We start from the raw sequence: 26301 nt of genomic DNA on the forward strand, positions 1-26301 counted from the left end.
CTCGTGAACTTGATGCATGTGAAAGCATCAGGTTTCCTTATTTATTGACCCAGGCAAGGCCGATTGTTCCTTGTCCAGTGTGGGTTCCTGGGACCGGACTGAAAATGGTCGTTTTAAAATGGATATGCGGGAATCTCTGCTGCAATTCCTCACGCCATTCCTCAGCTAACTGGCCAACATTGCCATGGATGACACTTGCTTCCTTAATATTAGCAGAAGCATCTTCAAGAATCTGGAACAGCCTTTCTTTCACCTTTTTCTCTGTCCTGATTTTATCAAACAGAACGACTTTGCCATCTTCGAAACGGACAATTAGCTTCAACTTGATCAAACTGCCGATGATGACCTGTGTTGTGGAAAGGCGCCCTCCTTTATGAAGCTGCTCGAGACTTCCCGGAGCCATATAAAGATTGCCTTTATCCGGAAGCGTCCTTAAATGGGAAACGATTTCCTCATATGACTTTCCTTCTTTTTGCAGTTCAATGCCCTGCTCGATCATTCTGCCTAACGGATAAGAGCCAATTTTCGAATCGATTACTTCGACCTTATATTCAACCATACTTGAAGCCGCAACGGATGATTGATAAGTTCCCGTCAAAGCACTTGATGCATGAATGGCAATGGCGTGCTTGTATTTTTCTTTTAACGTTTTATACAGCTCGACGAATTCTCCAATCGCGGGCTGGGATGTTTTAGGCAGCACTTTTGAGGCAGCCAGCTTTGGATAAAAATCCTCAGCAGTGATATCCACGCCTTCCAAGTAGGATTCTTCCCCAAAAATAATGCTCAATGGGACAACGTATATATGGTTATTTTTTATAAACTCTTCCGGGAGTGAGGCTGTGCTGTCTGTTATCCATGCAATGTCATTTTGTGTAGTCATGATTTCTCCTGTTCTTCGTCAAAAATATCGATGAATATGCTTACATTTCCCATGATATATGAAGAAGCCTGATAAGACTATTAGTAATTTAAAAGAATACGATTTATTTATTGGTAATATTGAAAATGTTAATTACATTGACAAATGTTTCCGTCAAGAAATAAAGATCCCGATAGACTGAATTGGAGGGACAAGTTTTGTGAGCCCCTATTCTCTATGCTTTATATTCCCTCGTCTCTTTGTTTTTATTCCTACTAGAATTGAAAATGAATAGACTATTTTCTAACCTAGTCCAAGCCTATTTCTTTTTCCTAAATAAAAAATATGAGAAAATAAAACAGCAAATTCAATTAAGAGGAGGCAAGGTTTATGCCAAAAAATCTTCAGGATACAACTACATTACATAACGGTGTCAAGATGCCATGGTTCGGTCTTGGGGTGTTCAAGGTGCAGGAAGGTTCAGAGGTTGTTGAGTCTGTAAAGGCCGCTCTGAAAAATGGTTACAAGAGCATCGACACTGCTGCTGTTTACAAGAATGAGGAGGGCGTGGGCCAGGCTCTTAAGGAAGCCGGCGTTCCCCGCGAGGAATTGTTCATTACTACTAAGGTCTGGAATGCTGACCAGGGCTATGAGACAACACTTCAGGCATTCGAAACAAGTATGGAAAAGCTTGGCCTTGAATATCTTGATCTTTATTTGATCCACTGGCCGGTTGAAGGCAAATACAAGGAAACATGGAAAGCGCTTGAGAAACTCTATAAGGATGGACGTGTCCGCGCGATTGGCGTAAGTAATTTCCATGTTCACCATCTCAAGGACCTGATGGCGGAGGCTGAAATCAAGCCGATGGTCAATCAGGTTGAATACCATCCACATCTTGCCCAGACAGAACTGCTTGAGTTCTGCAAAGCGGAAGGCATCCAAATGGAAGCCTGGTCTCCTTTGAAGCAGGGCGAGCTTCTATCAGAGCCAACGATTGTCGAGATTGCTGAAAAGCACAAGAAATCTCCAGCCCAAGTGATCCTTCGCTGGGATTTGCAAAACGGCGTAGTGACAATTCCGAAGTCCATAAAAGAACACCGTATCATTCAAAATGCGGATATCTTTGATTTCGAGCTTACCTCAGAAGACATGGACCGCCTGAACAGCTTGAACAAAAACGAGCGTGTTGGCCCGGATCCAGATAATTTTGATTTCTAAATGAATGAATTACGGAAACGCAGAATCTTTTTCTGCGTTTCTTTTTTTACAAAAAAATGACCAAATAATTATACCTGAAGTTATTATCTGGTGCTAAAAATCACATCTTTTTAAAATTCTATATGATAAACTGCTTAGGAATAAACATGGAGAGGGGTTTTAGCATGGATTTCCCGCAGCTTAAAATTGGCCATATGGCTCCAGAGGTTCCAATCATGCAAGGTGGAATGGGAGTCGGAATTTCACTCAGCGGATTGGCATCAGCAGTCGCTAATGCAGGCGGTATAGGCATCATATCGGGCACAGGTATTACGGTAGAAGAAATGCGGTTACATATCAGAAAGGCCAGGAAGCTGATAAAAGACAAGGGCTATATTGGTGTAAACGTATTATTTGCGATGAATGATTTTGCTGAAAAAATGAAAGCTGCACTTGAGGAAAAAGTTGACTTCATCATTTCAGGCGCAGGAATCTCAAGGGATATGTACTCCTGGGGAAAGCAAGCCGGAATTCCTGTCATTTCAATCGTATCCTCTGCAAAATTAGCTAAAATCTCTGAGAGGCTCGGCGCTGCAGCCATTGTGGTCGAAGGCTTTGAGGCCGGCGGTCATCTGGGGACGGACAGGCCGCTGTTCGATATCCTCACTGAAGTAGTAGAGGCTGTATCAATTCCGGTTATCGCTGCAGGAGGAATCATGACCGGCGACGATATCGCCAGAGCTTTGTCCATTGGAGCTTCAGGCGTCCAAATGGGAACAAGATTTGTAGCCAGCGAGGAATGCGACGCGCCACAATCCTTCAAGGATAAATATGTTTTGGCAACCAAGGAGGACACCTTGCTCGTAAAAACAACTGTTGGTCTCCACGGACGGGCGATAGCCAACAAATTCACTGAGTTAATAACTACCTCAGATAAGCTAAAAATCAAGCATTGCCGGGATTGCCTAAAAAACTGTTCTTACCGTTTTTGCACATTGGACTCCCTGCTTACTTCTGTAGCTGGCGATGTCGAAAACGGACTTGTTTTCGCCGGAGCAAGGGTGAGTGAAATAAAAGAAATTCTGCCAGTGCACAAAATCATTGAAAATTTAAAAGAAGAATATAAAGCTGCTGTTGCGCTTGAAGCTTAGCTACAAAAACAGACAACCATTCCACCGGTTGTCTGTTTTTTATCAAAGCTTAATGTTAAATTTCTGGTCTCCCCGATCTTCTCCATTAAAGACCCGTTCATAATATTCGATTTCAACATCATTCATCAAGATCACAGTGGAACTTCTTGTCCCATATCCTTCGCTCTTAATGAACATAGGAGACAGCAAACGTTCCCACTCAAGGGAAACACCAGTCGAAGGAAGTAAATGATCAGGGGCAGGATCTGCATTTTCAAGAAGGAGGAACAATCGCTCCACCAGATCAAAGCGTTCTTCAGCGATGATTCTGCCCAGACCCGCCTTACCTGCCTCCACTTTTGGCCAGTTTGTGTTTAGCAAATGGTTGCTGACTCCATGAATACCGGGCTGGATTTGTTGAATGTGTCCTCCTTTATTTGAATAATAGAAGAGTTCATTGACATCACCAGCCAATAAATTATATCCTGGATATTCCAGACGTCTCTCATCCATTCTTTGCAAATATTCCAAAGGGTGTTCAGATCCTTTTAGATAATCCGCAATAAGCTCCCCTCGGGTACGCTTTCCAGCTGTATCTTCGCTTGGATCCCGGTAATTGGTCAAAGCAGAAAATCTACCGGACCTGGTGACTCCCATCCATGTCCCCATTTTCTCAAGATCCCGACCGGCAAGCAGTTCAGGGGCCTCTTCCCAAAAATGTGCAGGGGCAGTCGGACGTCCGTATGTTTCATCTCGATTCGCAGCCACAATCAGCTTATATTTAGGGTGTACTTTATAGGCAAATAAAATCAAACACAATCCAACCACGACTTTCATGTGAATTTTCTCTATTATACCGTAAAATAAACAAAGCAAGGGGCATCCCCATTTCCAGGATGCCCCCAAACTTTACATATTAACGTTCACTGCTTCATCTAGCTTCATTCTTTTGCTGTCGCCAATAAGCGTTATTTCTTCAAAGGATTGGTCGGCTCCAATTTTCACTCCACGTTCAACTATCGTGTCACTGCCAATCACGGACCTGATGACAACAGCATTTTCTTGTATTTCAGTATTCGGGAGGATGACTGAATCTTTGATAATCGCTCCCTTGCCAACCTTCACGCCGTAAAACAATACGGAGTTCTCGACTCGACCTTCGATTCTGCAGCCTTCACTCACAAGAGACTGTTGCAGCTCTCCACCTTCGTCCAGATACATCGGCGGCTGTAGCGAGTCGGATGTATATACCGGCCATTCAGGATTTTTCAGGATTGGATTTGTCTCCGTCGACAGCAAATCCATGTTTGCCTCCCAGTAACTTTGGATTGTGCCGACATCCTTCCAGTATCCATTGAAATGATAGGCGAATAGCTCCCGTTCTTCATCAAGCATCGCAGGAATGATATCTTTTCCAAAATCCTTCGAGGAATTATGATTCTGTTCTTCCTGAAGTAAATATCCTTTTAAAACCTTCCATTTGAAAATATAAATCCCCATCGAGGCCAGGTTGGAATTCGGTAATTTTGGTTTTTCCTCAAACTCGATAATTCTGTCTGTCCCCTCATCGACGGTCATGATTCCAAACCTGTCTGCTTCGCTCCATGGTACATGAATAACAGAAATCGTCGCATCCGCATCTGTGGCGATATGCTGATTCAGCATCTTTTGGTAGTCCATTTTATAGATATGATCACCTGAAATAACCAATACATGCTCAGGGTCGTAGTTTTCAATGTATCTCAGATTTTGATAGAGAGCATGTGCTGTTCCTTCATACCAGCGTTCACCTGATTCACATTGATAAGGCGGCAGTATGGTTACCCCTCCATTTTTCTGGTTCAAATCCCAGTGCTTGCCGTCCCCAATGTAATTCTGCAGCACATGAGGATGGTACTGTGTGAGGATGCCAACTGTATCAATACCCGAATTCCGGCAATTACTTAACGTAAAATCCACAATACGGTACTTCCCCCCATATGGTACTGCTGGTTTGGCTATATATTGTGTAAGCTCGCCCAGGCGCGAGCCCCTTCCTCCTGCTAAAAGCATGGCAATACATTGTTTCTTCGTCATAGCTGCCTCCTCAAACTGTTTTGTAAAGACATCCCATTAAGAGGGAAAACTAGTTGCGATCATCTTCCCAGAGCTTGTAGAACATCTCTTCCTGCTCCTGACCTTCCCTTTCTTCTATGTAAGAAAGTCTTGGTTTATCGATGATTTTCCCATCCGAATTATGCTCCATCCGATCCGCTCCTATGCTGATAATATAGCTGTATCTGATAACGTTTTTTCATTGTAACAAAACAATTTATCCTCTAAAATCAGAACCTTTCGCCTATATTTCACAGTAGTTGACACAATGAGTGCACATTCTATAAAGGCATGGATAAACAAAGCAAGTTTTTTAGTAAACAATTGCGATTGACAGCTAATCTTGTCGAAAAGATTTTCGGTTTTTTTAAAACAAATGTGAATGTTTATTGAAAATAAAAAAAATTAAATTATTTCGAAGCAAAAAAAGAGAAGGACATCTGTCCTCCTCCCAGTAACTCATTTTTTATAAAAGCATACCAGCCATTGCTGCGCTTAAAAGTGATGCCAGCATACCAGCGACTACTGCTCTAACGCCCATTTTCGCAATGTCAGCGCGGCGGTTCGGAGCCAGGCTTCCAAGTCCGCCAAGCAGGATTCCCATTGAAGAAACGTTAGCGAATCCACAAAGTGCAAAACTGATGATTGCAACCGTTTTAGCAGATAATTGATCGATCTGCGGTGCAAATGATGAGTATGCAACAAATTCATTCAGGATTAATTTTTGACCAATAAATCCTCCAGCCTTAACAGCCTCATCCCATGGGACACCAATCGCAAATGCAAGTGGCGCAAACACATAGCCAAGAATTATTTCAAGAGTTAAGTTCTCCATGCCAAACAATCCGCCGAAGGCTCCAAGAATTCCATTGATCAAAGCAATCAAAGCGATGAACGCAAGCAACATTGCACCGATATTCAATGCTAATTGAAGACCTGTACTTGCTCCTTTGGCAGCCGCATCGATCACATTGACAGAGTCAGTGTCCTTCTCCATGTTTAATTCATCAGAGGTCTCAGAAGCTTCAGTTTCTGGAACCATGATCTTCGCAAGCACCAATCCAGCAGGAGCAGCCATGAAGCTGGCCGCTAGCAAGTATTCCAACGGAACACCCAGTAATGAATAACCGATCAAAACAGAACCTGCAACAGAAGCCAAGCCACCAACCATTACAGCAAAAAGCTCTGATTGAGTCATTTTTCCGATGTATGGTTTAATGACAAGCGGTGCTTCAGTTTGTCCAACGAAAATGTTTGCAGCAGCTGATAATGATTCCGCTTTGCTTGTCCCAAGCAGTTTAGCAAGTCCGCCGCCAAGGAACTTAATGACAATCTGCATGATACCCAGATAATATAGAACTGAAATTAAAGATGAAAAGAAAATGACTACGGTCAAGACTTGGAATGCAAATACAAAGCCAATATTTTCAGCCTGGAATAATCCGCCAAATAAGAACTGAACACCTGAATCAGCATAATTGACGATCTCGTTTACACCAAGTGACAGCTGTTTCAAGGCTAGCTTTCCAGTTTCCCATTTCAAAACAGCAAATGCGAAGATGAACTGTATAGCCATTCCGCCAAGGATTGTCCTTAAATTGATGGATTTCTTGTTGTTAGAGAAGATAAATGCGATTCCCAACACAACTGCAATACCCATCAAACCCCATAGAATATTCATTGTTGACCCACCTCTTGTTGTGATATTTGATGAAAAAACTTGTTAACGTTTACAAAGTTGATGAAAAAAAGTTCATTAAAACGTTTACATTTGTTTATATCAATCTTTCTATAGCAAATATATCAGATTCAACAAACTTTTGTAAACGAGTTTTTGAACAAATGTAAAATGAAATTTATCCCTTTTCACCAATTCGACAAAAAAACCCGCAAGGTCATAAACCTATTGGGTATTTGTTTGTGTTTTTGCAAGCCTCTCTATTCCAAACCGACTTTCCATGAAACGCCGCAATTTATTTATCTAATAAAAACTTTGCCGTAAATTGATCCGTTACGAGTACGTTTGTATATTTCCCTTTTAACGCACCATAAATACCATCAATTTTCTGAGCGCCTCCAGCAACCAGAATCGAATATTTCTTTTTCTTTAATTCTTCAAGTTCAATGCCTAAGGTACGTGCATTCAAATTCTCGTTGCACACCTTCCCATCCTTGTCAAAAAACCTTGAACAGATGTCACCGACAGCTTTCGAATAAATTACCTGCAGGTCTTCCTCCGTAAAATAACCAAGTTGGAAAAGCAGAGATTCTGATTTGATTGGTCCGATTGTATAAACCGCGATATTCGCCTGTTTCCCCATTTCAAGGATTTTTTTGATATGGCGGTCCGCCTCCATTGCCTGCTTTACGACAACGTGGTCGACAATTGCTGGCAGCGGCAGATGGTGAGGGGCACTGTTGAATGCTTTTCCGAATAGATACAAGATTTCATTTGCATAAGTATTCGTTTCAGAATGGCTGACCCCGCCCTTCAACTGGACGACCTTTACGTTCTTGCATGCCTTTTGTTTTAATTCCAGGGCTACATGATATAGAGTTGTCCCCCAGGTGACACCGATAATGTCATCATGTTCTACCACCTCATTTAAATAGGCGGCGGCTTTCTCACCAAGGTGCGTTTTAATCAGGCTGTCCTCATACTGAGGTATATGAGTGACGATTGCCTTCTTGAGCCCAAACTTTTGTTCAAGCTGCGTCGACAGATTCTCTACATCCTCTGTCGGATCCATGATTTTAATATCAACGATTCCTTCCTGTTTTGCGAGCTGAAGGAATCTGGATACCGTCGGCCTAGATACGCCAAGCTCCTTGGCGATATCGTTCTGATTATAATCAAGTAAATAATACAGCTTAGCTGCTTCAATAATCTTCAATAATTTTTCTTTTTCCATCCTGATCACCCTTGGGAATAACATATTCAATACATTCATTTTAACAAAAAAAACGAATGAAAACATTTACATTTTAGAAAAGTGCAAAATGTTCATTAATCACCATTTCTTTACATATGTAAAATAAACCATTGAACAATTTTAACAAAAAAAGATTTTTATCACATGGAAAAAGCATCCTCCTTCATGGAAGATGCCCTTAGATTGTTATTTATTGAGGTTTACGTTTGGGAATTTTTCCGATTCCCAGCTCTTTCGCCTCTTTGTTTAACGCTTTGATTAAGCTGTAAGCCATTAAAGCCATAATGATGGAGAAAGGCAATGCGGCTACAATCATCGTATTTTGCAATGCCTGCAGTCCGCCAGAGTACAGCAATACTAATGAGATTGCCGCCAGCATGATCCCCCAGGTGAATTTAATTCTATTGCCTGGCGTCAATGATCCGTTCGTCGTCATCATCCCCAGGACAAACGTGCCAGAATCCGCTGAAGTGATGAAGAAGGTACCTACTAGAATCATTGCCAGGATCGATAATAATGAACTCATCGGATAATTGGCAAATACGCCAAACAATGATTCCTCAGTAGCCAGTTCAGATATCTTGGCTACTCCTTCGTGTTCAAGCATAATCGCTGAGCCGCCAAATGCTGAAAACCATAGGAAACCAATCAGGGAAGGTACGAGCAGTACTCCAAATACAAATTCCCTGATCGTCCGGCCTTTAGAAACTCGAGCTATAAAAATCCCTACAAATGGTGCCCAAGCAATCCACCATGCCCAGTAAAAAATCGTCCAGCCATTAATCCAAGATCGAATTCCTTCATTCAATGGAGAAATTCTGAGGCTCATTGCCGGTAAATTTTGAATATAAGACCCCATGGTGTTAGTGAATAAGTTCAGAATAAACTGCGTTGGGCCCAAAATGAGCATGGCCAATAGCAATAGGGCTGCCAGACTCATGTTTACATTGCTTAAGATTTTGATTCCTTTTCCCAGACCTGACCATGCTGATATCATGAACAAAACTGTAACGATCAAAATGATGAGCAATTGTGTTATGAAACTTGTAGGTATTCCAAACAGGTAAGAAAGCCCCCCGTTAATTTGTACAGCTCCAAATCCTAAAGTTGTTGCCACCCCAATCACAGTTGCGACAACTGAAATCACATCAATGATTTTTCCAGCAGTGCCATTTGCCCTGTCACCAAGGATCGGTTCAAGCGTCGCACTGATCAATCCTGGCTTTCCATGGCGGAAATTGAAATAGGCCAGAACCAATGCAACAATCCCGTAAATCGCCCATGCATGGATTCCCCAGTGGAAAAATGTAAATCTCATTGAGTCCCGGATTGCCTGATTTGTGCCCGGTTCCACTCCGGTCGGGGTTGAGACCATGTAGTGGCTGATTGGCTCCGCAGTACCCCAGAAAACGAGGCCGATCCCCATCCCAGCACTGAACAGCATCGCATACCAGGTCAGAGTAGAGAATTCAGGTCGGTCATCCTGTCTGCCCAGCCTGATCCTTCCAAGTGGACTGATCAAGAAATACAAACAAATAAGAACGATAACAGATACAAGGATTAGATAATACCAGCCAAAGGAATCTGTAATAAATGCCTGTATATCAGCGGTAACCGTTTCAAGTGTTTTTGGGACAAACACTCCGAACAGGACCATCATAAGCAAGATTCCAGTCGATATGTAAAAAACGGATGAATCTTTCTTCATAAAAAAACTCCCTTCTTGTTTATTCATTTCTTTTAGCCCTCTAATACCCTAACATAATTCATCGGCTTTTTTAAAAGATTGCACTCGTAACAGAGCTAGTATTGCCTAATTCTTCATTAAAAATGTTTACAGGGATTTTGACCAATTCTTCTTGTGTTCATGCAATTTTATTGTTTTCAAGTGTATATTTCGGATCATTTTTTACATCGGGCAGATTCTTCTTTTCAGACGCAATAAAAAAGCTAAATCAGCGGATTTATGGATAGATCGACCACATTCTAGAAGGATATCGACCAATTCTTCGATATATCGACCACATTTGGGAGGATATCGACCACATTTCACGATATATCGACCACTTTCCGGAGGATATCAACCACTTTTCACGATATATCGACCAACAGGCAATTCCTCCTCATGTCTATTTTCCAAACCATAAGAATTTTTACCAGCAGATTCCAGTTATAATTCTATTAGTCTATTGAATCGATGTCGATTCTTGTTTAAAATTGATAGTTGATAGGGCCTTATCCAGTTCCTAAACTGCACAGGATTATTGTTAGGAGAAGATACTTTGAATAAAAAAATCCTTATTAGAACATTGTCAATTGGAACCATCTTCTTGGTTACATTTTTAGGCGCAGAAAAAATCCGGTCAATTGAAAATCCCACCGCTGAGGCACGAGCTGCTGAGGCACCAAAAATCACACGGACAGAGGCTCATTTAGTTACGAAACCTATTGAAGATAAGGAAGCTCTTAAGAAATTTACCAGCCCGGACGATAATAAAATGATTGAGGGTGTTCCTCATATCAGCCAGCTTCCTGAATTAGAGCGCGGATGCGAAGTCACCAGTCTGGCAATGCTTCTCAAATCTGAAGGAATCGAATCAGACAAAATGGTTCTGGCTAAGCAGATACATAAAATACCGTTCCGTGACGCAAATTATGTCCGCGGCAATCCATATGATGGTTTCGTTGGAGATATCTATACTTTTAAAAAATCTGGATACGGTGTTTACCATGGACCCGTTGCAAACCTTGCTGAGAGCTATCTTCCCGGTAAAATCAAGGATGTAACTGGACAGACGATTGATGCAGTTTATGAATTGATCAATAGTGGCTCTCCAGTGTGGGTAATAACGAACTCAACCTACGCGCCGCTACCTGAATCTGAATTCACCATTTGGGAAACCAATACCGGCAGCGTCAAGATTACCTACAGAGAGCACAGTGTAGTAGTTGTGGGCTATGACGAAAAATCAATTTATATGAACGATCCGCTTGCTGGTGCCGGTTATAAAGCCGTTCCGCGAAAAGCATTCGAACAGGCTTGGATCCAGATGGGCAGCCAGGCGATTGGAATATCAAAATGATAGATTTGTATATTTATATTTGAAAGGGGGTACCACTCAAGGTGGTGCTCCCTTTATTTGTCCAACAATGTTTCAAGACCTTTGGCTCGGGTAAAAATAAGCGCATATGAATGGAGGATAACCCGTGGATTTACATAATGGCAAGTTATTCTGGCATACGACAAAAGAAGATGATATCCATATAAAAAAAGCAAATATTAAAGCCCATTATGATGTAGTCATTGTTGGCGGCGGGATGTCTGGTTCATTATGTGCCTATACCCTGGCAAAAGAGGGGCTTCAAATAGCTGTTCTGGACAAAGGAAAGATGGGAAGCGGCAGTACATTAGCCAATACAGGCTTATTGCACTATTCGAATGACATCATGCTTCATGAACTGATTGAACTGATTGGAAAGGACAAAGCAGTCCGATTTTATGAAATGTGCAGGGAAGCTGTCGACCACCTTGAAGATATTGCAGAGAACCTTCCTGAATCCTGCGAATTCTTGCGAAGGAAGAGTTTTTATTATGCAAGTGAAATTGCCGATGTCAGCAAATTAAAGAAAGAGTTCGAAACGTTAATTAAGTACGGTTTTGAAGCGGAATATTGGACGAGAAAAGAGATTGAGGAACATTTTCCTTTTTCCAAACCTGCAGCCATCATTACCCATGGTGATGCTGAAGTCAATCCATTTCAATTTAGCCGCAGTCTCATTCAATATATGAATGAACTTGATTGTGTGGACATTTTTGAACATGTAATTGCTGATCGAATCGACGAATACGAAAATGGGATAGAAGTGAACACTTCACTTGGCGTGATCCATACAGATCATATACTCTATGCAACCGGTTATGAAAAACCTCCATTTCTTTCAGAAACCAGGGCTGACCTCAACAGGTCCTATGCTATGGCAACAGAACCAATAGATGATCTGTCAGTATGGAAAGACAAGGCTTTGATATGGGAAACGAAACGGCCCTATCTATACCTTAGGACGACCCAAGACGGGAGAATCGTTGCTGGCGGCCTTGATGAAGACAAACCAGAAACACCGCAGAGTGAAGAATGGATTAATAACAGAGCGATTAGGATCAAGCTGGAAGTTGAAAAGTTATTTCCAATGCTTGATATCAGAGTAGCTTACGCCTGGGGTGCAGTTTTTGGTGAATCCGTCGATCTGCTGCCGTTTATCGGCAAACATCCCTCAAAAGACCGGATATACTACTTATTAGGCTACGGAGGGAACGGAACAATTTACAGCATGCTTGGCTCGATCATTATACGGGATTTAATTCTTGGGAAACCAAATAAAGATGCGGATATCGTGAAGCTGGAAAGATAATCATGTATGGTGGCGGAGATCCTCCCTGCAGCTGGCAATTAATTCTGGCAGATTTACAGCCATTCGAGAAATAAACATGAAGAAGCCAGCCTCCAAGGCTGGCTCTTTTTAAGCATATATCTTGTTTTCTTCTTGCTTGAAAAAGCTCTTCATCGCATGGAATACGTCGGCTTTCTGCTTGAGGATATAGTATCGGAAGTTTTCATCTTTAATGTTCTTATACGCGGACATTAGGGTCGAGTGGCGGTTGTACTGATTGACTTCTCCATATCCAAACATATTGGAGACCTTCATCAGTTCTTCAACTAGCTTCACACAGCGGGCATTGTCGGAGGTCAGGTTATCACCATCGGAAAAATGGAAAGGATAAATATTGAACTTGCTAGGATTATATTTGACTTCAATAAGTTCTAATGCTTTTCGATATGCGGATGAACAGATAGTTCCGCCGCTTTCACCTTTTGAGAAAAAGTCTTCCTCGGAAACTACCTTTGCTTCAGTATGGTGGGCAATGAATTCAATTTCAACCGTTTCGTATTTGGATCGAAGGAAACGGGTCATCCAAAAGAAAAAGCTCCTCGCCATGTATTTCTCCCATAATCCCATCGAGCCGCTCGTATCCATCATTGCCAAAACAACGGCCTTGGACTCAGGCTTTACGACTTCATTCCATGTCTTGAATTTGAGGTCTTCCTTGTAAATCGGATGAAATGCCGGCTTTCCTGTCATCGCATTACGTTTGTAAGCTGACATCATCGTGCGTTTCTTATCAATATTGCCCATTAAACCAGTCTTCCTGATGTCATTGAATTCTATATTCTCCACTAGGTGTTCCTGCTGCTCCTTCTTTTTGAGATTCGGCAGCTCAAGCTGCTTAAACAACGCTTCTTCAATTTCCATCATCGATACTTCTGCTTCATAATAATCTTCTCCGGCCTGGTCACCAGCGCCTTGCCCTTTTCCAGGACCCTGCTGGCCTGAGCCATCACGGGCGACAACATCGCCAATCTTCGTATCCCCGTTGCCCTGGCCTACATGTTTGTTTTTATCATAGTTATAACGGATTTTGTACTCATCCAGTGACCTTATCGGAATCTTTACGACATCCCTGCCGTTGGACATGATAATGTTTTCTTCAGTGATCAAGTCAGGCAGATTGTTTCGGATGGCTTCCTGCACCTTTTCCTGATGGCGCTGTTGATCATCATGTCCTTTGCGGTGGAGGGACCAATCTTCCTGGGAAATCACAAACTGGTGACTACTTTCATCGGTCATTTTCAACCCCTCCTTTTTAATTGTCAAATGGCTGTAACACAACACAACATCGTTTCATACAATATCCCGATGGCCATAGCCTGAAGGAATTGTAATTACTCTATCTTATGCAGGAAGACAAAATAATTTACAAATAATTTTGACAATTAGCCTTTTCTCTAATCGCTGGACAAGCCCATTTTCTGCAAAAACATTATAGATTCAGCTGTCCGGTTACACCCTCAGATTTCTTAGCTTTAATTAGGTCTGCAAGGTGGTCTTGTGTCTATGAATGTGTATTTACTAGCATAAAAATAACCTTTGCTTTTCAGCAAAGGCTACTCTTTATCTTTATTTTTATCGAACTGTACCGGATCGGGTACCTTATCGTACTTTTCTTTCAGCACTTCGCCAGTACGGCGGTTCTCCATTTGCTTACCTAGGTTTTCCATTTCTTCTTCATTGTGGGCCATGGAACTATTTTTAGGGACATAGTTTTTCGGCAATTCTTTATTGTTCATTCTTATCACCTCTTGCCTGTACTATTCCCTCTGCACACATTTTTAAACTATTGGCTGTGTTATATTAGACTGTTGATTTGCGTTCCAGGCGCTTCGCTTTCCTCGGGGCTGGCGCTGAGCCTCCTCGTCGCAAGCTCCTGCGGGGTCTCACCTGTCCAGCTGATCCCGAAGGAGTCTGCGCGCTTTCCACTCCAATCAACAGGACTTAAAAACAAAAATCTGTTCTAACACAGCCAAACTTAAAAGACCTGCACAATTGTACAGGCCCTAGGGTTCTATCTATTTAACAAGCTTCCAACATAGCGCAGCAATTCATTTGCGGAGGTGGAGTTGTATCCGTGCTCGTCAATCAGCCTGGCGACTACATTGTTAATTTTCTTCAACTGCAATTCATCTGGTGTCTTTGTAGAGGTCGTGATTTTGACGACATCCTTAAGGTCTGCAAACAGCTTTTTCTGTATGGCTTCCCGCAGGCGGTCGTGTGAATTGTAATCAAATCTCTTTCCTTTGCGTGCATAAGCGGAGATCCTGATTAATATCTCTTCGCGGAAGGCTTTTTTCGCATTTTCGGAAATGCCGATCTGCTCCTCGATTGATCGCATCAGCTTTTCATCTGGGTTGATTTCCTCACCAGTTAGCTGATCACGCATCTTCGCCTTGTTGCAGTATGCTTCGACGTTATCAAGATAATTATCCATAAGTGTTTTAGCCGACTCTTCGTAAGAATAAACAAATGCCTTCTGAACTTCTTTTTTCGCAATGTCATCATATTCTTTGCGGGCAAGTGAAATATAGTTCAGGTAGCGCTCCCTCGTCTCAGCAGTGATGGATGGATGCTGGTCAAGTCCTTCCTTGAGCGACCTCAGGACATCAAGGGCATTGATCGTTTTAACTTCCTTCCTGATGATTGTAGAGGAAATCCGGTTGATGACATAACGAGGATCAATGCCGCTCATGCCTTCATCCTGATGTTCCTTCTTCAACTCCTCAACATCAGCGCTATTATATCCTTCCACATTCTCGCCGTCATACAGCCTCATTTTCTTGATCAGGTCAATATCGCCTTTCTTCGGATCTTTAAGGCGTGTAAGGATCGTGAACATCGCTGCTACCCTCAATGTATGAGGCGCAATATGCACATCATTCACGTCGCTCTCCCTGATCATCTTGTCATAGATTTTCTCTTCCTCGGACACCTTTAAGTTATAAGGAATCGGCATTACGATAATTCGTGAATGCAAAGCTTCATTCTTTTTATTGGAGATGAATGAACGGTATTCCGTTTCATTCGTATGGGCGACAATCAGTTCATCGGCACTGATCAATGCAAACCTTCCCGCTTTGAAGTTTCCTTCCTGCGTCAAGCTAAGCAAATGCCAGAGGAATTTTTCATCACACTTCAGCATTTCCTGGAACTCCATCATCCCACGGTTCGCTTTATTCAATTCCCCATCAAAACGGTATGCCCGCGGATCAGATTCAGAACCATATTCGGCGATGGTCGAGAAGTCAATACTTCCTGTCAGGTCTGCGATATCCTGTGATTTTGGATCAGACGGGCTGAATGTTCCAATTCCGGTTCTCTTATCCTCGGAGAAGAAAATCCGTTCAACGATCACATCTTCGATTCTGCCTCCATATTCCTGTTCAAGCCGCATCATATTCAGCGGAGATAAATTGCCTTCAATGCGGATGCCATATTCATCATAGAAATCCTTGCGCAGATGGTGGGGAATCATATGAAGCGGGTCTTCATGCATCGGGCACCCTTTAATCGCGAAGATCGCTCCCCTGTCTGTATGGGAATATGCCTCAAGGCCTCTTTTCAGCATTGTTACCAGTGTCGACTTACCGCCGCTTACCGGTCCCATCAGAAGAAGGATCCTCTTCCTGACATCCAATCTTTTTGCTGCCGGATGGAAATATTCCTCGACAAGCCTTTCCAATGGTTCTTCAAGGCCGAATAACTGGGAATTAAAGAAGGAATAGCGCTTCTTGCCTTTTACATTTTCAATCCCCGCATCTTTGATCATATTATACACACGCGAATGTGCAGATTGAGCAACCCAAGGCTGTTCTTTGACAATTTCCAGATACTCCCTGAACGTCCCTTCCCACTTCAGCTTCTCTTCATCCTGGCGATACATTTCAATCTTTTTTAAAATATCCATATGGACCTCCCCATGTAGCGTTATCAAGAGACGATTAATAAATTCTATGCAGCAAACAATTTGAACATGCGTAAACGTTCTACAGTCATGGCTGTCCTTTTTGCTGGTGGCATGAAAAAATCAGCTCATCCTTCACAGTTTGGATATAATAAGCTATAATTAAGTTTATCTGGACAAAATCGATTAAAGGGAGGCTTATATACATGCGACTGCTTCTAATATTAGGCGTTACCGCTGCATTCCTAGCCGCGATCTTTACTTCTGGTTACGATGATAAGCCGGGAATCAATAAAAAGTAAAAAAGCTGCCATTAGGCAGCTTTTTTACTTTTTATTCAAATTTTGCTTTTCCACAAACTCTTTCATATACATCCGCGATTTCCGCCCGAGCATTTTTGCCATTTGTCCGGTCCATGTATCCTTGCGTTTCCCGTCAGTTCTTTCCTGGTAATACTCCGAGATAGTTTGATTATAGTCCTGGAGCTGTGATTCGAACTTATTCCGATCCTGCAGATACTCATTTTCCATATAAACGTGCTCTAGAGGCAGCCTTGGCTTCAGATCCGTTTCCTGATCGGGATAACCTGCTGCAAGCCCAAATAACGGCACAACATATTCAGGTAATTTCAATAATTCTTTTACTGCTTCAAGATCGTTGCGGATTCCGCCAATATAGCATATCCCCAGCCCCATCGATTCGGCAGCGATTGCAGCATTCTGGGCAGCCAGTGAAGCATCAATGAGCGCAACCATATACTTCTCCGTGCTTTCAATCGAATCCAGCAAATCAGCATGTTCCATCTCGCCAATGATTTTATGGCGATGAAGGTCAGCACAGAACACAAAGAAATGTCCATTTGCCGCCACATAAGCCTGGTCGCCAGCCAATTCAGCAAGCTTGTCCTTTTTCTCCTGGTCCGTTACTCCAATAATGGAATAAGCCTGAATGAAGCTTGAAGTGGATGCAGCCTGGGCACTTTTTACGATTGTCTCAATCTGTGTTCGATCGAGAAGCTTATCTTTAAATCGCCTTATAGAACGATGCTGTAAAATTGTTTCTATAACCTGGTTCATTTTGTGCCAACTCCTTTGTGATTCTTAAATAATGTTAAAAAGGAGACCTGGATAAGGTCCCCTAATTTTTCCGTAATTCTCTGTAATCCTGCTGGCGAAGTGCTTCATAGATCAAAATGGCCGCTGTATTTGATAAGTTCAATGAACGAATATTCTCATTCATCGGCAGCCTCAGGCATCGATCAAGATTTTCTTCAATCACTTCTTTTGGCAATCCCGTTGTTTCCCGGCCAAAAATAAAGAAGAACTCTTTTTCAGAAGCACTGTAATCAAAATCCGAGTGAGCCTTTTTGCCAAATTTGGTTACATAGAAAAATTCCCCGCCAGAGTTTTGGTTATAGAAATCTTCGAGCGAATCATAATAATGAATCTTCACATGCTCCCAATAATCCAAACCCGCACGCTTCAGCATCTTATCGTCGGTGGAGAACCCCAACGGCCTTATTAAATGTAGCTCCGTATCCGTACCGGCACATGTGCGCGCAATATTGCCTGTGTTTGCAGGAATCAGCGGCTGGTATAATACAACATGAAATGCCATGAAACTTTCACCTCTGTTAAAAACTCTAACAGCTATTATACCACTTCACGGCAGGACGACAAAAGAAATGCAGTCCGAGTTTGACGCTGCAAGTAAAAAAACAGGACCATCCCAATCCGTCGGTTACTCATCCTGGTCATCAGTAATCGTAAAAAACTTGTATTTAATATTGGGGGTATAGGCTGTTGAATCCTCATATGCCCAGTATCTCATCCGGCTATTGTAAGTGTGCGCGTTAACAAGCGGCATTCCATTCGCATCATGGCCAGTGACAATCGTTGTATGGTCAAATCGGCCATCCCCCTGAAAATCATAGCAGATGACATCCCCTAGCTTGAGCTTCTCAGCACTGTCTACCTCTCTTGCCCTCAAACCCAGCTTTTGAGCAGGGAGATACCAGCGCATCGCATTGGCCACGGTCCAGCTGAAACTCCAATTATCATTCTGCATCCACCAGCCATTGCTGCGGTTCGGGTAGCCCCGCATAGGTGCCCCGCCGACATGAAGACATTGCGAAATATAATTTGTGCAATCGACCTCGAACTTCTTATAAGCGGGATTGAATTCATTCCACCATCTCTCAGCATATTGGACAGCCTTCAGCCTGTCGTACCGGAACCCCTTCCTCCCATGCTCCTCTTGGTCTGAAATAGCTGGGACAGCCTCAGCTCCTGCTCTTGCAGGCTCCACTTCATTCAGTTTACTATCGTTCACCAGTATTCCTTTATAGAATTCCGCATGCCTTTTTTCAACTTCTTCTTCCATGTAAAATATATCTCGTTGCCTGATTAAATATTGAAAATGGACCGAATACATAATCGAGGTATTTTCTTGATTTTCCACCATTCGATCAACCTTGCCCTTTGCCCTTGCCTTTACTATTTCAGCTGACCTCTTCGCACAGCTTTGCTTCTTCTGCTCTATTGCCGGACATTCATGCAATTGATTGCGGGGCATGGAAACACATTGAAGGACACGCTGTTCCAGAAGCTCCTGCAGTTGCTCACGCATGTTCATCACTCCCTTCACCATTCATATGTATGAAGGGAGTCAACGTTTAAGGCATAAAAAAAGAATGGATTCAATAAAATCCATTCTTCTACAACGGTGTATTCGCCTTAGCCCCATCTGCGAAGAATTCCAGTCCCTTGCCGATTTCAACCAGCACTTCCTCATCTTTTTCGACCTCTGCTGAAAAATTCAATGCGTCATATGCATCTGTACCGCCGATTTTCCCCAGGGCCCATGCTGCTGTCCCTCTAAGCACTGGCCTTGGGTCTTCTTTTAAAACGGTAATAAGATCCGGAATGGCTGATTCATCCTTATAATGAGCAAGAGCAATAATCGCATTGCGCTGGATTGGTTTCTTCCCTCTCCAAGACCCGGAAACATGACCGAACTTTTCCTTAAAGTCACGATTGCTCATTGTCAGCAAAGGCTTCAAAAGAGGTTTTGCAATCTCAGGATCCGGTTCCATTTCCGTATGGAAGTGAAAATCTTTCCCTTTATTCTCAGGACAAACGGTCTGGCATGTATCACATCCATATAAGCGGTTGCCCAGCTTTTCCCTGAACTCATCGGCAAGAAAGCCCTTTGTTTGCGTAACGAAGGCAATACACCTCTGCGCATCAAGCTGCCCGCCCTGCACCAAAGCACCCGTAGGGCAGACATCCACACATTTATTGCAGCTGCCGCAGCGATCTTCCATAGGAGCATCAGGTTCAAATGGGATATTCGTAATCATTTCCCCTAAATACACATAGGATCCAAATTCAGGTGTGATGATTGAACAATTCTTTCCGCTCCAGCCAATGCCAGCCCGTTCAGCAACAGCCCTGTCAACCAGTTCCCCGGTATCGACCATTGACTTGAACCTGGCATCAGGAACCTTTTCAGCTATATACGCCTCGAGCTTTTGCAGCCGGTCTCGAAGCACAGTGTGATAATCAGTTCCCCATGATGCACGGCAGAAGATCCCTCTTCTTTCCCCCTTTTTGCTGACCACTGTTGTTCTCATCTTTGAAGGGTAAGCCAAGGCTATAGAGATAATTGACTTAGGACTTTCAAAAATCAGGGCAGGCTCCGTTCTCTTTTCAATGTCTTTTTCCTCAAACCCGGATTGATATTGAAGTTCCTGCTGTCTGTATAATCGGATTTTCATTTCCTCAAAAGCAGACGGGGCAGCAAAGCCAATTTTATCAATCCCAATCGTTTTGCTGTAAGCAATGATATCCCGTTTCAAGCTTAAGGTATCCATGGTAGTTCCTCCTTTCCAATTTGATATCTATATAAATCCTGACATTTAAAAGTAAATTACTTTTATGATAAACTATTTTAAAGCAGTTTTGGAGGTGGAATCAATGGAAATTCAAGTTACAAGCTCAATATGCGATCTCATTCCCGATTTTTCAGTAGGAATCATCGAATACAACGATATCCAGGTAGGCGCTTCTCCGCAAATGTTGAAAGGCAGGCTACAGCTTTTCCAGGAATCAATTTACTTTGACCTTTTGGAAAAGAGTATAACCGACCTCCAAGGCATCAAGGAATGGCGCGCCATATTCAAAACTACCGGAAAGGATCCCAATCGATACAGACACTCAGCCGAAGCTCTTTACCGGCGGGTAACAAAGCAAAACTATCTGCAGCCGATACATAGCGCAATCGACTTAAATAATTTCTTCTCACTAGAATACCAGACACCAATAGGAGTCTATGACAGTGATAAATTGCATGGGAATGTAACAATCAAAATTGGAGATGAAAGCGAAGAATACGCTGGACTGAACGGAAGGACAAATAACTTAGGCAACTTGATCGTCTCTGCTGATGACGAAGGCCCCTTCGGCAGCCCTTTCGTCGATTCGGCAAGAACCTCGGTTACAGAAAGTACGACAAACGCACTTCAAATCGTTTACTTAAGACCATCTTCTACTCACGAAGACAAGAAAAAAATGACGGAATCACTGATGAACATGTTCACCCAAATCCATGGTGGAACAGGCACGTATAAAATTGTGGGATGCTGATGCATCCTTTTTCTGTTCAACGACAATCAGAACCCATTAACAATCAATCTTTTATATAACTTTTTAGTTCAATTACATACTTACAATTGAATTCGTAAAAAGAAAAAACGCAACACTTCGTTTTAGAGAAACGAAATGCTGCGTTAGTCACGTATGTATGGAGCGGGTGATGGGAATCGAACCCACTACATCAGCTTGGAAGGCTGAGGTTTTACCAGTAAACTACACCCGCATACATATCTTTGAAAATAAAGAAAACAGGTTATCCTGTTTATATTAAAAGTGGTACCGGTGGTCGGGGTCGAACCGACACTCCAGAAGGAACACGATTTTGAGTCGTGCGCGTCTGCCAATTCCGCCACACCGGCATATTAAATTGATCTTTCTTACTGCTCACACTAGAAATCTAGTGGAGGCGGCAACCGGATTTGAACCGGTGAATAAAGGTTTTGCAGACCTTTGCCTTACCACTTGGCTATGCCGCCGAACATTTTGGAGCGGAAGACGGGATTCGAACCCGCGACCCCAACCTTGGCAAGGTTGTATTCTACCACTGAACTACTTCCGCAAAATGGCTGGGCTAGCTGGATTCGAACCAACGCATGACGGAGTCAAAGTCCGTTGCCTTACCGCTTGGCTATAGCCCAATATATTGTATGCAACAATATTAATTTTGTGATTATAATGGGGCGACTGATGGGAATCGAACCCACGAATGCCTGAACCACAATCAGGTGCGTTAACCACTTCGCCACAATCGCCATTATAAAATTGGCAGGGGTAGCAGGAATCGAACCCACACCAAAGGTTTTGGAGACCTTCGTTCTACCTTTAAACTATACCCCTGTAAAATGGTGGAGGGGGACGGATTCGAACCGCCGAACCCTGAGGGAGCGGATTTACAGTCCGCCGCGTTTAGCCACTTCGCTACCCCTCCATTATAACATGATTTCAAGTTTTAAAAAAGCCATTTCATCATGTTTCCTGGTACATCAGATTTGCATATATGGTGGCTCAGGACGGAATCGAACCGCCGACACAAGGATTTTCAGTCCTTTGCTCTACCGACTGAGCTACTGAGCCACAAATGGCGGTCCCGACCGGGATCGAACCGGCGATCTCCTGCGTGACAGGCAGGCATGTTAACCGCTACACCACGGGACCAAAGTATTTTCAAGTATATTACTTGAAAATAACTCATTGATTGCGGGGGCAGGATTTGAACCTGCGACCTTCGGGTTATGAGCCCGACGAGCTACCGGGCTGCTCCACCCCGCGACGGTAATAAAGTTTTTATGGTGGAGGATGACGGGATCGAACCGCCGACCCTCTGCTTGTAAGGCAGATGCTCTCCCAGCTGAGCTAATCCTCCATTGTTGTGAAAAAATCAAGTGACCCCTACGGGATTCGAACCCGTGTTACCGCCGTGAAAGGGCGGTGTCTTAACCGCTTGACCAAGGGGCCATGTATAAAGTTTATATGGCGGAGAGCAAGGGATTCGAACCCTTGAGACAGCGGTAACCGTCTACACGATTTCCAATCGTGCTCCTTCGACCTCTCGGACAGCTCTCCAAATGGCTCCGCAGGTAGGATTCGAACCTACGACCGCTCGGTTAACAGCCGAGTGCTCTACCACTGAGCTACTGCGGAATAATCAATATTTCTGCGACTTGGATTCACGATCCGTATCTGAGAAACTGGATGGAAAATGCATCCTGCCCGGCGGCGTCCTACTCTCACAGGGGGAAACCCCCAACTACCATCGGCGCTGAGAAGCTTAACTTCCGTGTTCGGTATGGGAACGGGTGTGACCTTCTCGCCATCGCCACCAGACATTTTTTTTCAAGACAATATCTATTATACTGCTTTTTATGCATTTTGCAAGAGAAATTTTTGAAAGTTATTTTGCTTTCGCAAAAAACTTTATTCCCTCAAAACTAGATAATGTGTAAGAAGAATTCAAGAAGAACGAATGATCTATTTGGTTAAGTCCTCGAACGATTAGTATCAGTCAGCTCCACACGTCACCGCGCTTCCACCTCTGACCTATCAACCTGATCATCTTTCAGGGTTCTTACTAGCTTGCGCTATGGGAAATCTCATCTTGAGGGGGGCTTCATGCTTAGATGCTTTCAGCACTTATCCCGTCCGCACATAGCTACCCAGCGATGCCTTTGGCAAGACAACTGGTACACCAGCGGTGCGTCCATCCCGGTCCTCTCGTACTAAGGACAGCTCCTCTCAAATTTCCTGCGCCCACGACGGATAGGGACCGAACTGTCTCACGACGTTCTGAACCCAGCTCGCGTACCGCTTTAATGGGCGAACAGCCCAACCCTTGGGACCGACTACAGCCCCAGGATGCGATGAGCCGACATCGAGGTGCCAAACCTCCCCGTCGATGTGGACTCTTGGGGGAGATAAGCCTGTTATCCCCGGGGTAGCTTTTATCCGTTGAGCGATGGCCCTTCCATGCGGAACCACCGGATCACTAAGCCCGACTTTCGTCCCTGCTCGACTTGTAGGTCTCGCAGTCAAGCTCCCTTGTGCCTTTACACTCTGCGAATGATTTCCAACCATTCTGAGGGAACCTTTGGGCGCCTCCGTTACTCTTTAGGAGGCGACCGCCCCAGTCAAACTGCCCACCTGACACTGTCTCCCGCCCCGATCAGGGGCGCGGGTTAGAATTTCAATACAGCCAGGGTAGTATCCCACCGACGCCTCCACCGAAGCTGGCGCTCCGGTTTCTCAGGCTCCTACCTATCCTGTACAAGCTGTACCAAAATTCAATATCAGGCTACAGTAAAGCTCCACGGGGTCTTTCCGTCCTGTCGCGGGTAACCTGCATCTTCACAGGTACTATAATTTCACCGAGTCTCTCGTTGAGACAGTGCCCAGATCGTTACGCCTTTCGTGCGGGTCGGAACTTACCCGACAAGGAATTTCGCTACCTTAGGACCGTTATAGTTACGGCCGCCGTTTACTGGGGCTTCGATTCAGAGCTTCGCGTGTGCTAACCCCTCCTCTTAACCTTCCAGCACCGGGCAGGCGTCAGCCCCTATACTTCGCCTTGCGGCTTCGCAGAGACCTGTGTTTTTGCTAAACAGTCGCCTGGGCCTATTCACTGCGGCTCATCCGGGCTATTCACCCAAATGAGCACCCCTTCTCCCGAAGTTACGGGGTCATTTTGCCGAGTTCCTTAACGAGAGTTCTCTCGCTCACCTTAGGATTCTCTCCTCGCCTACCTGTGTCGGTTTGCGGTACGGGCACCATTTATCTCGCTAGAGGCTTTTCTTGGCAGTGTGGAATCAGGAACTTCGGTACTAAATTTCCCTCGCTGTCACAGCTCAGCCTTCACGCAAGCGGGATTTGCCTCACTTGCAGCCTAACTGCTTAGACGCGCATATCCAACAGCGCGCTTACCCTATCCTCCTGCGTCCCCCCGTCGCTCAAACGATAAAGAGGTGGTACAGGAATATCAACCTGTTGTCCATCGCCTACGCCTTTCGGCCTCGGCTTAGGTCCCGACTAACCCTGAGAGGACGAGCCTTCCTCAGGAAACCTTAGGCATTCGGTGGATGGGATTCTCACCCATCTTTCGCTACTCATACCGGCATTCTCACTTCTAAGCGCTCCACCAGTCCTTACGGTCTAGCTTCAACGCCCTTAGAACGCTCTCCTACCACTGACATCTAAGATGTCAATCCACAGCTTCGGTGATACGTTTAGCCCCGGTACATTTTCGGCGCAGAGTCACTCGACCAGTGAGCTATTACGCACTCTTTAAATGGTGGCTGCTTCTAAGCCAACATCCTGGTTGTCTAAGCAACTCCACATCCTTTTCCACTTAACGTATACTTTGGGACCTTAGCTGGTGGTCTGGGCTGTTTCCCTTTTGACTACGGATCTTATCACTCGCAGTCTGACTCCCACGGATAAGTCTTTGGCATTCGGAGTTTGTCTGAATTCGGTAACCCGATGAGGGCCCCTAGTCCAAACAGTGCTCTACCTCCAAGACTCTTACAACGTGAGGCTAGCCCTAAAGCTATTTCGGAGAGAACCAGCTATCTCCAAGTTCGATTGGAATTTCTCCGCTACCCACACCTCATCCCCGCACTTTTCAACGTGCGTGGGTTCGGGCCTCCAGTTGGTGTTACCCAACCTTCACCCTGGACATGGGTAGATCACCTGGTTTCGGGTCTACGACCACATACTCATTCGCCCTATTCAGACTCGCTTTCGCTGCGGCTCCGTCTCTTCAACTTAACCTTGCATGTAATCGTAACTCGCCGGTTCATTCTACAAAAGGCACGCCATCACCCATGAACGGGCTCTGACTACTTGTAGGCACACGGTTTCAGGATCTCTTTCACTCCCCTTCCGGGGTGCTTTTCACCTTTCCCTCACGGTACTGGTTCACTATCGGTCACTAGGGAGTATTTAGCCTTGGGAGATGGTCCTCCCAGCTTCCGACGGGATTTCTCGTGTCCCGCCGTACTCAGGATCCACTCAGGAGGGAACGAAGTTTCAACTACAGGGTTTTTACCTTCTCTGACGGGCCTTTCCAGACCACTTCATCTACCCCGTTCCTTTGTAACTCCATGTAGAGTGTCCTACAACCCCAAGAGGCAAGCCTCTTGGTTTGGGCTATGTCCCGTTTCGCTCGCCGCTACTCAGGGAATCGCGTTTGCTTTCTCTTCCTCCGGGTACTTAGATGTTTCAGTTCCCCGGGTCTGCCTTCAATACCCTATGTATTCAGGTAAAGATACTGTTCCATTACGAACAGTGGGTTTCCCCATTCGGAAATCTCCGGATCAAAGCTTACTTACAGCTCCCCGAAGCATATCGGTGTTAGTCCCGTCCTTCATCGGCTCCTAGTGCCAAGGCATCCACCGTGCGCCCTTTCTAACTTAACCTGAAAGGTCATTTCTCTAATTGAATAGAGAGAAAACTAAAATGGCGATCACTCGGTTTTTTCTTGGTTCTTCTTACTTACGATTATCTAGTTTTCAAGGAACAAAAAAGTCTTGAGGCACTTGCTCCCTCAAAACTAAACAAACAAGCTGGTCAACAGTACGAATCG

At 44.1% G+C, this 26301-nt stretch carries 18 protein-coding genes, 15 tRNA genes and 2 rRNA genes; 5 read left to right on the plus strand and 30 right to left on the minus strand.

What is annotated here, in order from left to right; translation table 11 throughout:
- Positions 1 to 37: 37 nt before the first annotated feature.
- A complete protein-coding gene (locus ACXAEA_RS18525; protein ID WP_475097333.1) occupies positions 38 to 883 on the minus strand; it encodes a DegV family protein in 846 nt (281 codons plus the stop codon).
- 369 nt (positions 884 to 1252) lie between these two features.
- On the opposite strand from ACXAEA_RS18525, the gene ACXAEA_RS18530 reads away from it, so the two are divergent.
- On the plus strand, positions 1253 to 2083 hold the full coding sequence (locus tag ACXAEA_RS18530; RefSeq protein ID WP_475097334.1) for an aldo/keto reductase: 831 nt from the start codon (positions 1253 to 1255) through the stop codon (positions 2081 to 2083).
- A 164-nt stretch (positions 2084 to 2247) separates the two neighbouring features.
- A complete protein-coding gene (locus ACXAEA_RS18535; protein WP_475097335.1) occupies positions 2248 to 3213 on the plus strand; it encodes an NAD(P)H-dependent flavin oxidoreductase in 966 nt (321 codons plus the stop codon).
- A 42-nt stretch (positions 3214 to 3255) separates the two neighbouring features.
- Here ACXAEA_RS18535 and ACXAEA_RS18540 read toward each other — a convergent pair whose 3' ends face one another.
- From ACXAEA_RS18540 to ACXAEA_RS18560, 5 genes are all read right to left on the minus strand, one after another.
- Entirely contained in the window at positions 3256 to 4029 is a 774-nt protein-coding gene (locus ACXAEA_RS18540) for an NRDE family protein (RefSeq protein ID WP_475097336.1), read from the minus strand.
- A gap of 72 nt (positions 4030 to 4101) precedes the next feature.
- Complete coding sequence (locus tag ACXAEA_RS18545) at positions 4102 to 5268, minus strand: glucose-1-phosphate adenylyltransferase (protein WP_475097337.1); 1167 nt, start codon at positions 5266 to 5268, stop codon at positions 4102 to 4104.
- 484 nt (positions 5269 to 5752) lie between these two features.
- Complete coding sequence (locus tag ACXAEA_RS18550) at positions 5753 to 6967, minus strand: NupC/NupG family nucleoside CNT transporter (RefSeq protein ID WP_475097338.1); 1215 nt, start codon at positions 6965 to 6967, stop codon at positions 5753 to 5755.
- A gap of 292 nt (positions 6968 to 7259) precedes the next feature.
- Complete coding sequence (locus tag ACXAEA_RS18555; RefSeq protein WP_475097339.1) at positions 7260 to 8198, minus strand: sugar-binding transcriptional regulator; 939 nt, start codon at positions 8196 to 8198, stop codon at positions 7260 to 7262.
- A gap of 211 nt (positions 8199 to 8409) precedes the next feature.
- Positions 8410 to 9927 (minus strand): glycine betaine uptake BCCT transporter, encoded by a 1518-nt coding sequence (locus tag ACXAEA_RS18560; RefSeq protein ID WP_475097340.1) that lies wholly within the window; start codon positions 9925 to 9927, stop codon positions 8410 to 8412.
- Between the two features lie 574 nt (positions 9928 to 10501).
- Between ACXAEA_RS18560 and ACXAEA_RS18565 the strand changes: the two genes are divergently transcribed.
- Together ACXAEA_RS18565 and ACXAEA_RS18570 are read left to right on the plus strand one after the other, a co-directional pair.
- Positions 10502 to 11302 (plus strand): C39 family peptidase, encoded by an 801-nt coding sequence (locus ACXAEA_RS18565; RefSeq protein ID WP_475097341.1) that lies wholly within the window; start codon positions 10502 to 10504, stop codon positions 11300 to 11302.
- A gap of 124 nt (positions 11303 to 11426) precedes the next feature.
- Complete coding sequence (locus ACXAEA_RS18570; RefSeq protein WP_475097342.1) at positions 11427 to 12629, plus strand: NAD(P)/FAD-dependent oxidoreductase; 1203 nt, start codon at positions 11427 to 11429, stop codon at positions 12627 to 12629.
- Positions 12630 to 12737: 108 nt separating this feature from the next.
- Here ACXAEA_RS18570 and yhbH read toward each other — a convergent pair whose 3' ends face one another.
- From yhbH to queG, 7 genes are all read right to left on the minus strand, one after another.
- Positions 12738 to 13904, minus strand: coding sequence for a sporulation protein YhbH (yhbH, locus tag ACXAEA_RS18575; protein ID WP_475097343.1), 1167 nt, complete (start codon positions 13902 to 13904; stop codon positions 12738 to 12740).
- Positions 13905 to 14221: 317 nt separating this feature from the next.
- Positions 14222 to 14404 (minus strand): hypothetical protein, encoded by a 183-nt coding sequence (locus tag ACXAEA_RS18580; RefSeq protein WP_475097344.1) that lies wholly within the window; start codon positions 14402 to 14404, stop codon positions 14222 to 14224.
- A gap of 275 nt (positions 14405 to 14679) precedes the next feature.
- Positions 14680 to 16575, minus strand: coding sequence for a PrkA family serine protein kinase (locus ACXAEA_RS18585; protein WP_475097345.1), 1896 nt, complete (start codon positions 16573 to 16575; stop codon positions 14680 to 14682).
- 323 nt (positions 16576 to 16898) lie between these two features.
- Positions 16899 to 17648 carry an oxygen-insensitive NADPH nitroreductase gene (gene nfsA, locus ACXAEA_RS18590; RefSeq protein ID WP_475097346.1) on the minus strand — a complete coding sequence of 250 codons (750 nt, stop codon included), beginning with the start codon at positions 17646 to 17648 and terminating at the stop codon, positions 16899 to 16901.
- 61 nt (positions 17649 to 17709) lie between these two features.
- Positions 17710 to 18189 (minus strand): tRNA (uridine(34)/cytosine(34)/5-carboxymethylaminomethyluridine(34)-2'-O)-methyltransferase TrmL, encoded by a 480-nt coding sequence (gene trmL, locus ACXAEA_RS18595; protein WP_475097347.1) that lies wholly within the window; start codon positions 18187 to 18189, stop codon positions 17710 to 17712.
- Positions 18190 to 18312: 123 nt separating this feature from the next.
- The gene (locus tag ACXAEA_RS18600) at positions 18313 to 19200 is read right to left on the minus strand and encodes an amidase domain-containing protein (protein WP_475097348.1); all 888 of its coding nucleotides are present in this window, start codon (positions 19198 to 19200) and stop codon (positions 18313 to 18315) included.
- Between the two features lie 88 nt (positions 19201 to 19288).
- Positions 19289 to 20446 (minus strand): tRNA epoxyqueuosine(34) reductase QueG, encoded by a 1158-nt coding sequence (gene queG / locus ACXAEA_RS18605; RefSeq protein WP_475097349.1) that lies wholly within the window; start codon positions 20444 to 20446, stop codon positions 19289 to 19291.
- A gap of 103 nt (positions 20447 to 20549) precedes the next feature.
- Between queG and ACXAEA_RS18610 the strand changes: the two genes are divergently transcribed.
- A complete protein-coding gene (locus tag ACXAEA_RS18610) occupies positions 20550 to 21218 on the plus strand; it encodes a B3/B4 domain-containing protein (protein ID WP_475097350.1) in 669 nt (222 codons plus the stop codon).
- 158 nt (positions 21219 to 21376) lie between these two features.
- Here the strand turns inward: ACXAEA_RS18610 and ACXAEA_RS18615 are convergent.
- The 17 genes from ACXAEA_RS18615 to ACXAEA_RS18695 all read right to left on the minus strand — a co-directional run bounded on the left by ACXAEA_RS18615 (position 21377) and on the right by ACXAEA_RS18695 (position 26134).
- Positions 21377 to 21450: transfer RNA gene (locus tag ACXAEA_RS18615), tRNA-Gly, on the minus strand.
- Positions 21451 to 21501: 51 nt separating this feature from the next.
- Positions 21502 to 21586: transfer RNA gene (locus ACXAEA_RS18620), tRNA-Leu, on the minus strand.
- Positions 21587 to 21628: 42 nt separating this feature from the next.
- Positions 21629 to 21703, minus strand: a tRNA-Cys gene (locus ACXAEA_RS18625).
- Between the two features lie 8 nt (positions 21704 to 21711).
- Positions 21712 to 21786: transfer RNA gene (locus tag ACXAEA_RS18630), tRNA-Gly, on the minus strand.
- A 4-nt stretch (positions 21787 to 21790) separates the two neighbouring features.
- Positions 21791 to 21865, minus strand: a tRNA-Gln gene (locus ACXAEA_RS18635).
- A gap of 38 nt (positions 21866 to 21903) precedes the next feature.
- Positions 21904 to 21979: transfer RNA gene (locus ACXAEA_RS18640), tRNA-His, on the minus strand.
- 11 nt (positions 21980 to 21990) lie between these two features.
- Positions 21991 to 22064: transfer RNA gene (locus ACXAEA_RS18645), tRNA-Trp, on the minus strand.
- A gap of 6 nt (positions 22065 to 22070) precedes the next feature.
- Positions 22071 to 22155: transfer RNA gene (locus tag ACXAEA_RS18650), tRNA-Tyr, on the minus strand.
- 70 nt (positions 22156 to 22225) lie between these two features.
- A tRNA-Phe gene (locus ACXAEA_RS18655) sits at positions 22226 to 22301 on the minus strand.
- A 5-nt stretch (positions 22302 to 22306) separates the two neighbouring features.
- A tRNA-Asp gene (locus tag ACXAEA_RS18660) sits at positions 22307 to 22382 on the minus strand.
- 40 nt (positions 22383 to 22422) lie between these two features.
- Positions 22423 to 22496 (minus strand) — tRNA-Met (locus tag ACXAEA_RS18665).
- A gap of 18 nt (positions 22497 to 22514) precedes the next feature.
- Positions 22515 to 22590: transfer RNA gene (locus ACXAEA_RS18670), tRNA-Val, on the minus strand.
- Positions 22591 to 22610: 20 nt separating this feature from the next.
- Positions 22611 to 22682 (minus strand) — tRNA-Glu (locus ACXAEA_RS18675).
- Between the two features lie 16 nt (positions 22683 to 22698).
- Positions 22699 to 22790, minus strand: a tRNA-Ser gene (locus tag ACXAEA_RS18680).
- Positions 22791 to 22793: 3 nt separating this feature from the next.
- Positions 22794 to 22868, minus strand: a tRNA-Asn gene (locus ACXAEA_RS18685).
- Between the two features lie 67 nt (positions 22869 to 22935).
- Positions 22936 to 23051 (minus strand): 5S ribosomal RNA (gene rrf, locus ACXAEA_RS18690).
- Positions 23052 to 23199: 148 nt separating this feature from the next.
- A 23S ribosomal RNA gene (locus tag ACXAEA_RS18695) occupies positions 23200 to 26134 on the minus strand.
- Positions 26135 to 26301 lie beyond the last annotated feature (167 nt).

It is taken from the genome of Mesobacillus sp. ABV4_180 (genome assembly GCF_056158485.1).

Bases quoted from the DNA above. Each gene is read 5' to 3' on its own strand.
- ACXAEA_RS18560 (WP_475097340.1), bottom strand. From the start codon at position 9,927: ATGAAGAAAGATTCATCCGTTTTTTACATATCGACTGGAATCTTGCTT.
- ACXAEA_RS18610 (WP_475097350.1), top strand. From the start codon at position 20,550: ATGGAAATTCAAGTTACAAGCTCAATATGCGATCTCATTCCCGATTTT.
- queG (WP_475097349.1), bottom strand. From the start codon at position 20,446: ATGGATACCTTAAGCTTGAAACGGGATATCATTGCTTACAGCAAAACG.
- ACXAEA_RS18540 (WP_475097336.1), bottom strand. From the start codon at position 4,029: ATGAAAGTCGTGGTTGGATTGTGTTTGATTTTATTTGCCTATAAAGTA.
- trmL (WP_475097347.1), bottom strand. From the start codon at position 18,189: ATGGCATTTCATGTTGTATTATACCAGCCGCTGATTCCTGCAAACACA.
- yhbH (WP_475097343.1), bottom strand. From the start codon at position 13,904: ATGACCGATGAAAGTAGTCACCAGTTTGTGATTTCCCAGGAAGATTGG.
- ACXAEA_RS18545 (WP_475097337.1), bottom strand. From the start codon at position 5,268: ATGACGAAGAAACAATGTATTGCCATGCTTTTAGCAGGAGGAAGGGGC.
- nfsA (WP_475097346.1), bottom strand. From the start codon at position 17,648: ATGAACCAGGTTATAGAAACAATTTTACAGCATCGTTCTATAAGGCGA.
- ACXAEA_RS18535 (WP_475097335.1), top strand. From the start codon at position 2,248: ATGGATTTCCCGCAGCTTAAAATTGGCCATATGGCTCCAGAGGTTCCA.
- ACXAEA_RS18550 (WP_475097338.1), bottom strand. From the start codon at position 6,967: ATGAATATTCTATGGGGTTTGATGGGTATTGCAGTTGTGTTGGGAATC.
- ACXAEA_RS18525 (WP_475097333.1), bottom strand. From the start codon at position 883: ATGACTACACAAAATGACATTGCATGGATAACAGACAGCACAGCCTCA.
- ACXAEA_RS18555 (WP_475097339.1), bottom strand. From the start codon at position 8,198: ATGGAAAAAGAAAAATTATTGAAGATTATTGAAGCAGCTAAGCTGTAT.
- ACXAEA_RS18585 (WP_475097345.1), bottom strand. From the start codon at position 16,575: ATGGATATTTTAAAAAAGATTGAAATGTATCGCCAGGATGAAGAGAAG.
- ACXAEA_RS18600 (WP_475097348.1), bottom strand. From the start codon at position 19,200: ATGCGTGAGCAACTGCAGGAGCTTCTGGAACAGCGTGTCCTTCAATGT.
- ACXAEA_RS18580 (WP_475097344.1), bottom strand. From the start codon at position 14,404: ATGAACAATAAAGAATTGCCGAAAAACTATGTCCCTAAAAATAGTTCC.
- ACXAEA_RS18530 (WP_475097334.1), top strand. From the start codon at position 1,253: ATGCCAAAAAATCTTCAGGATACAACTACATTACATAACGGTGTCAAG.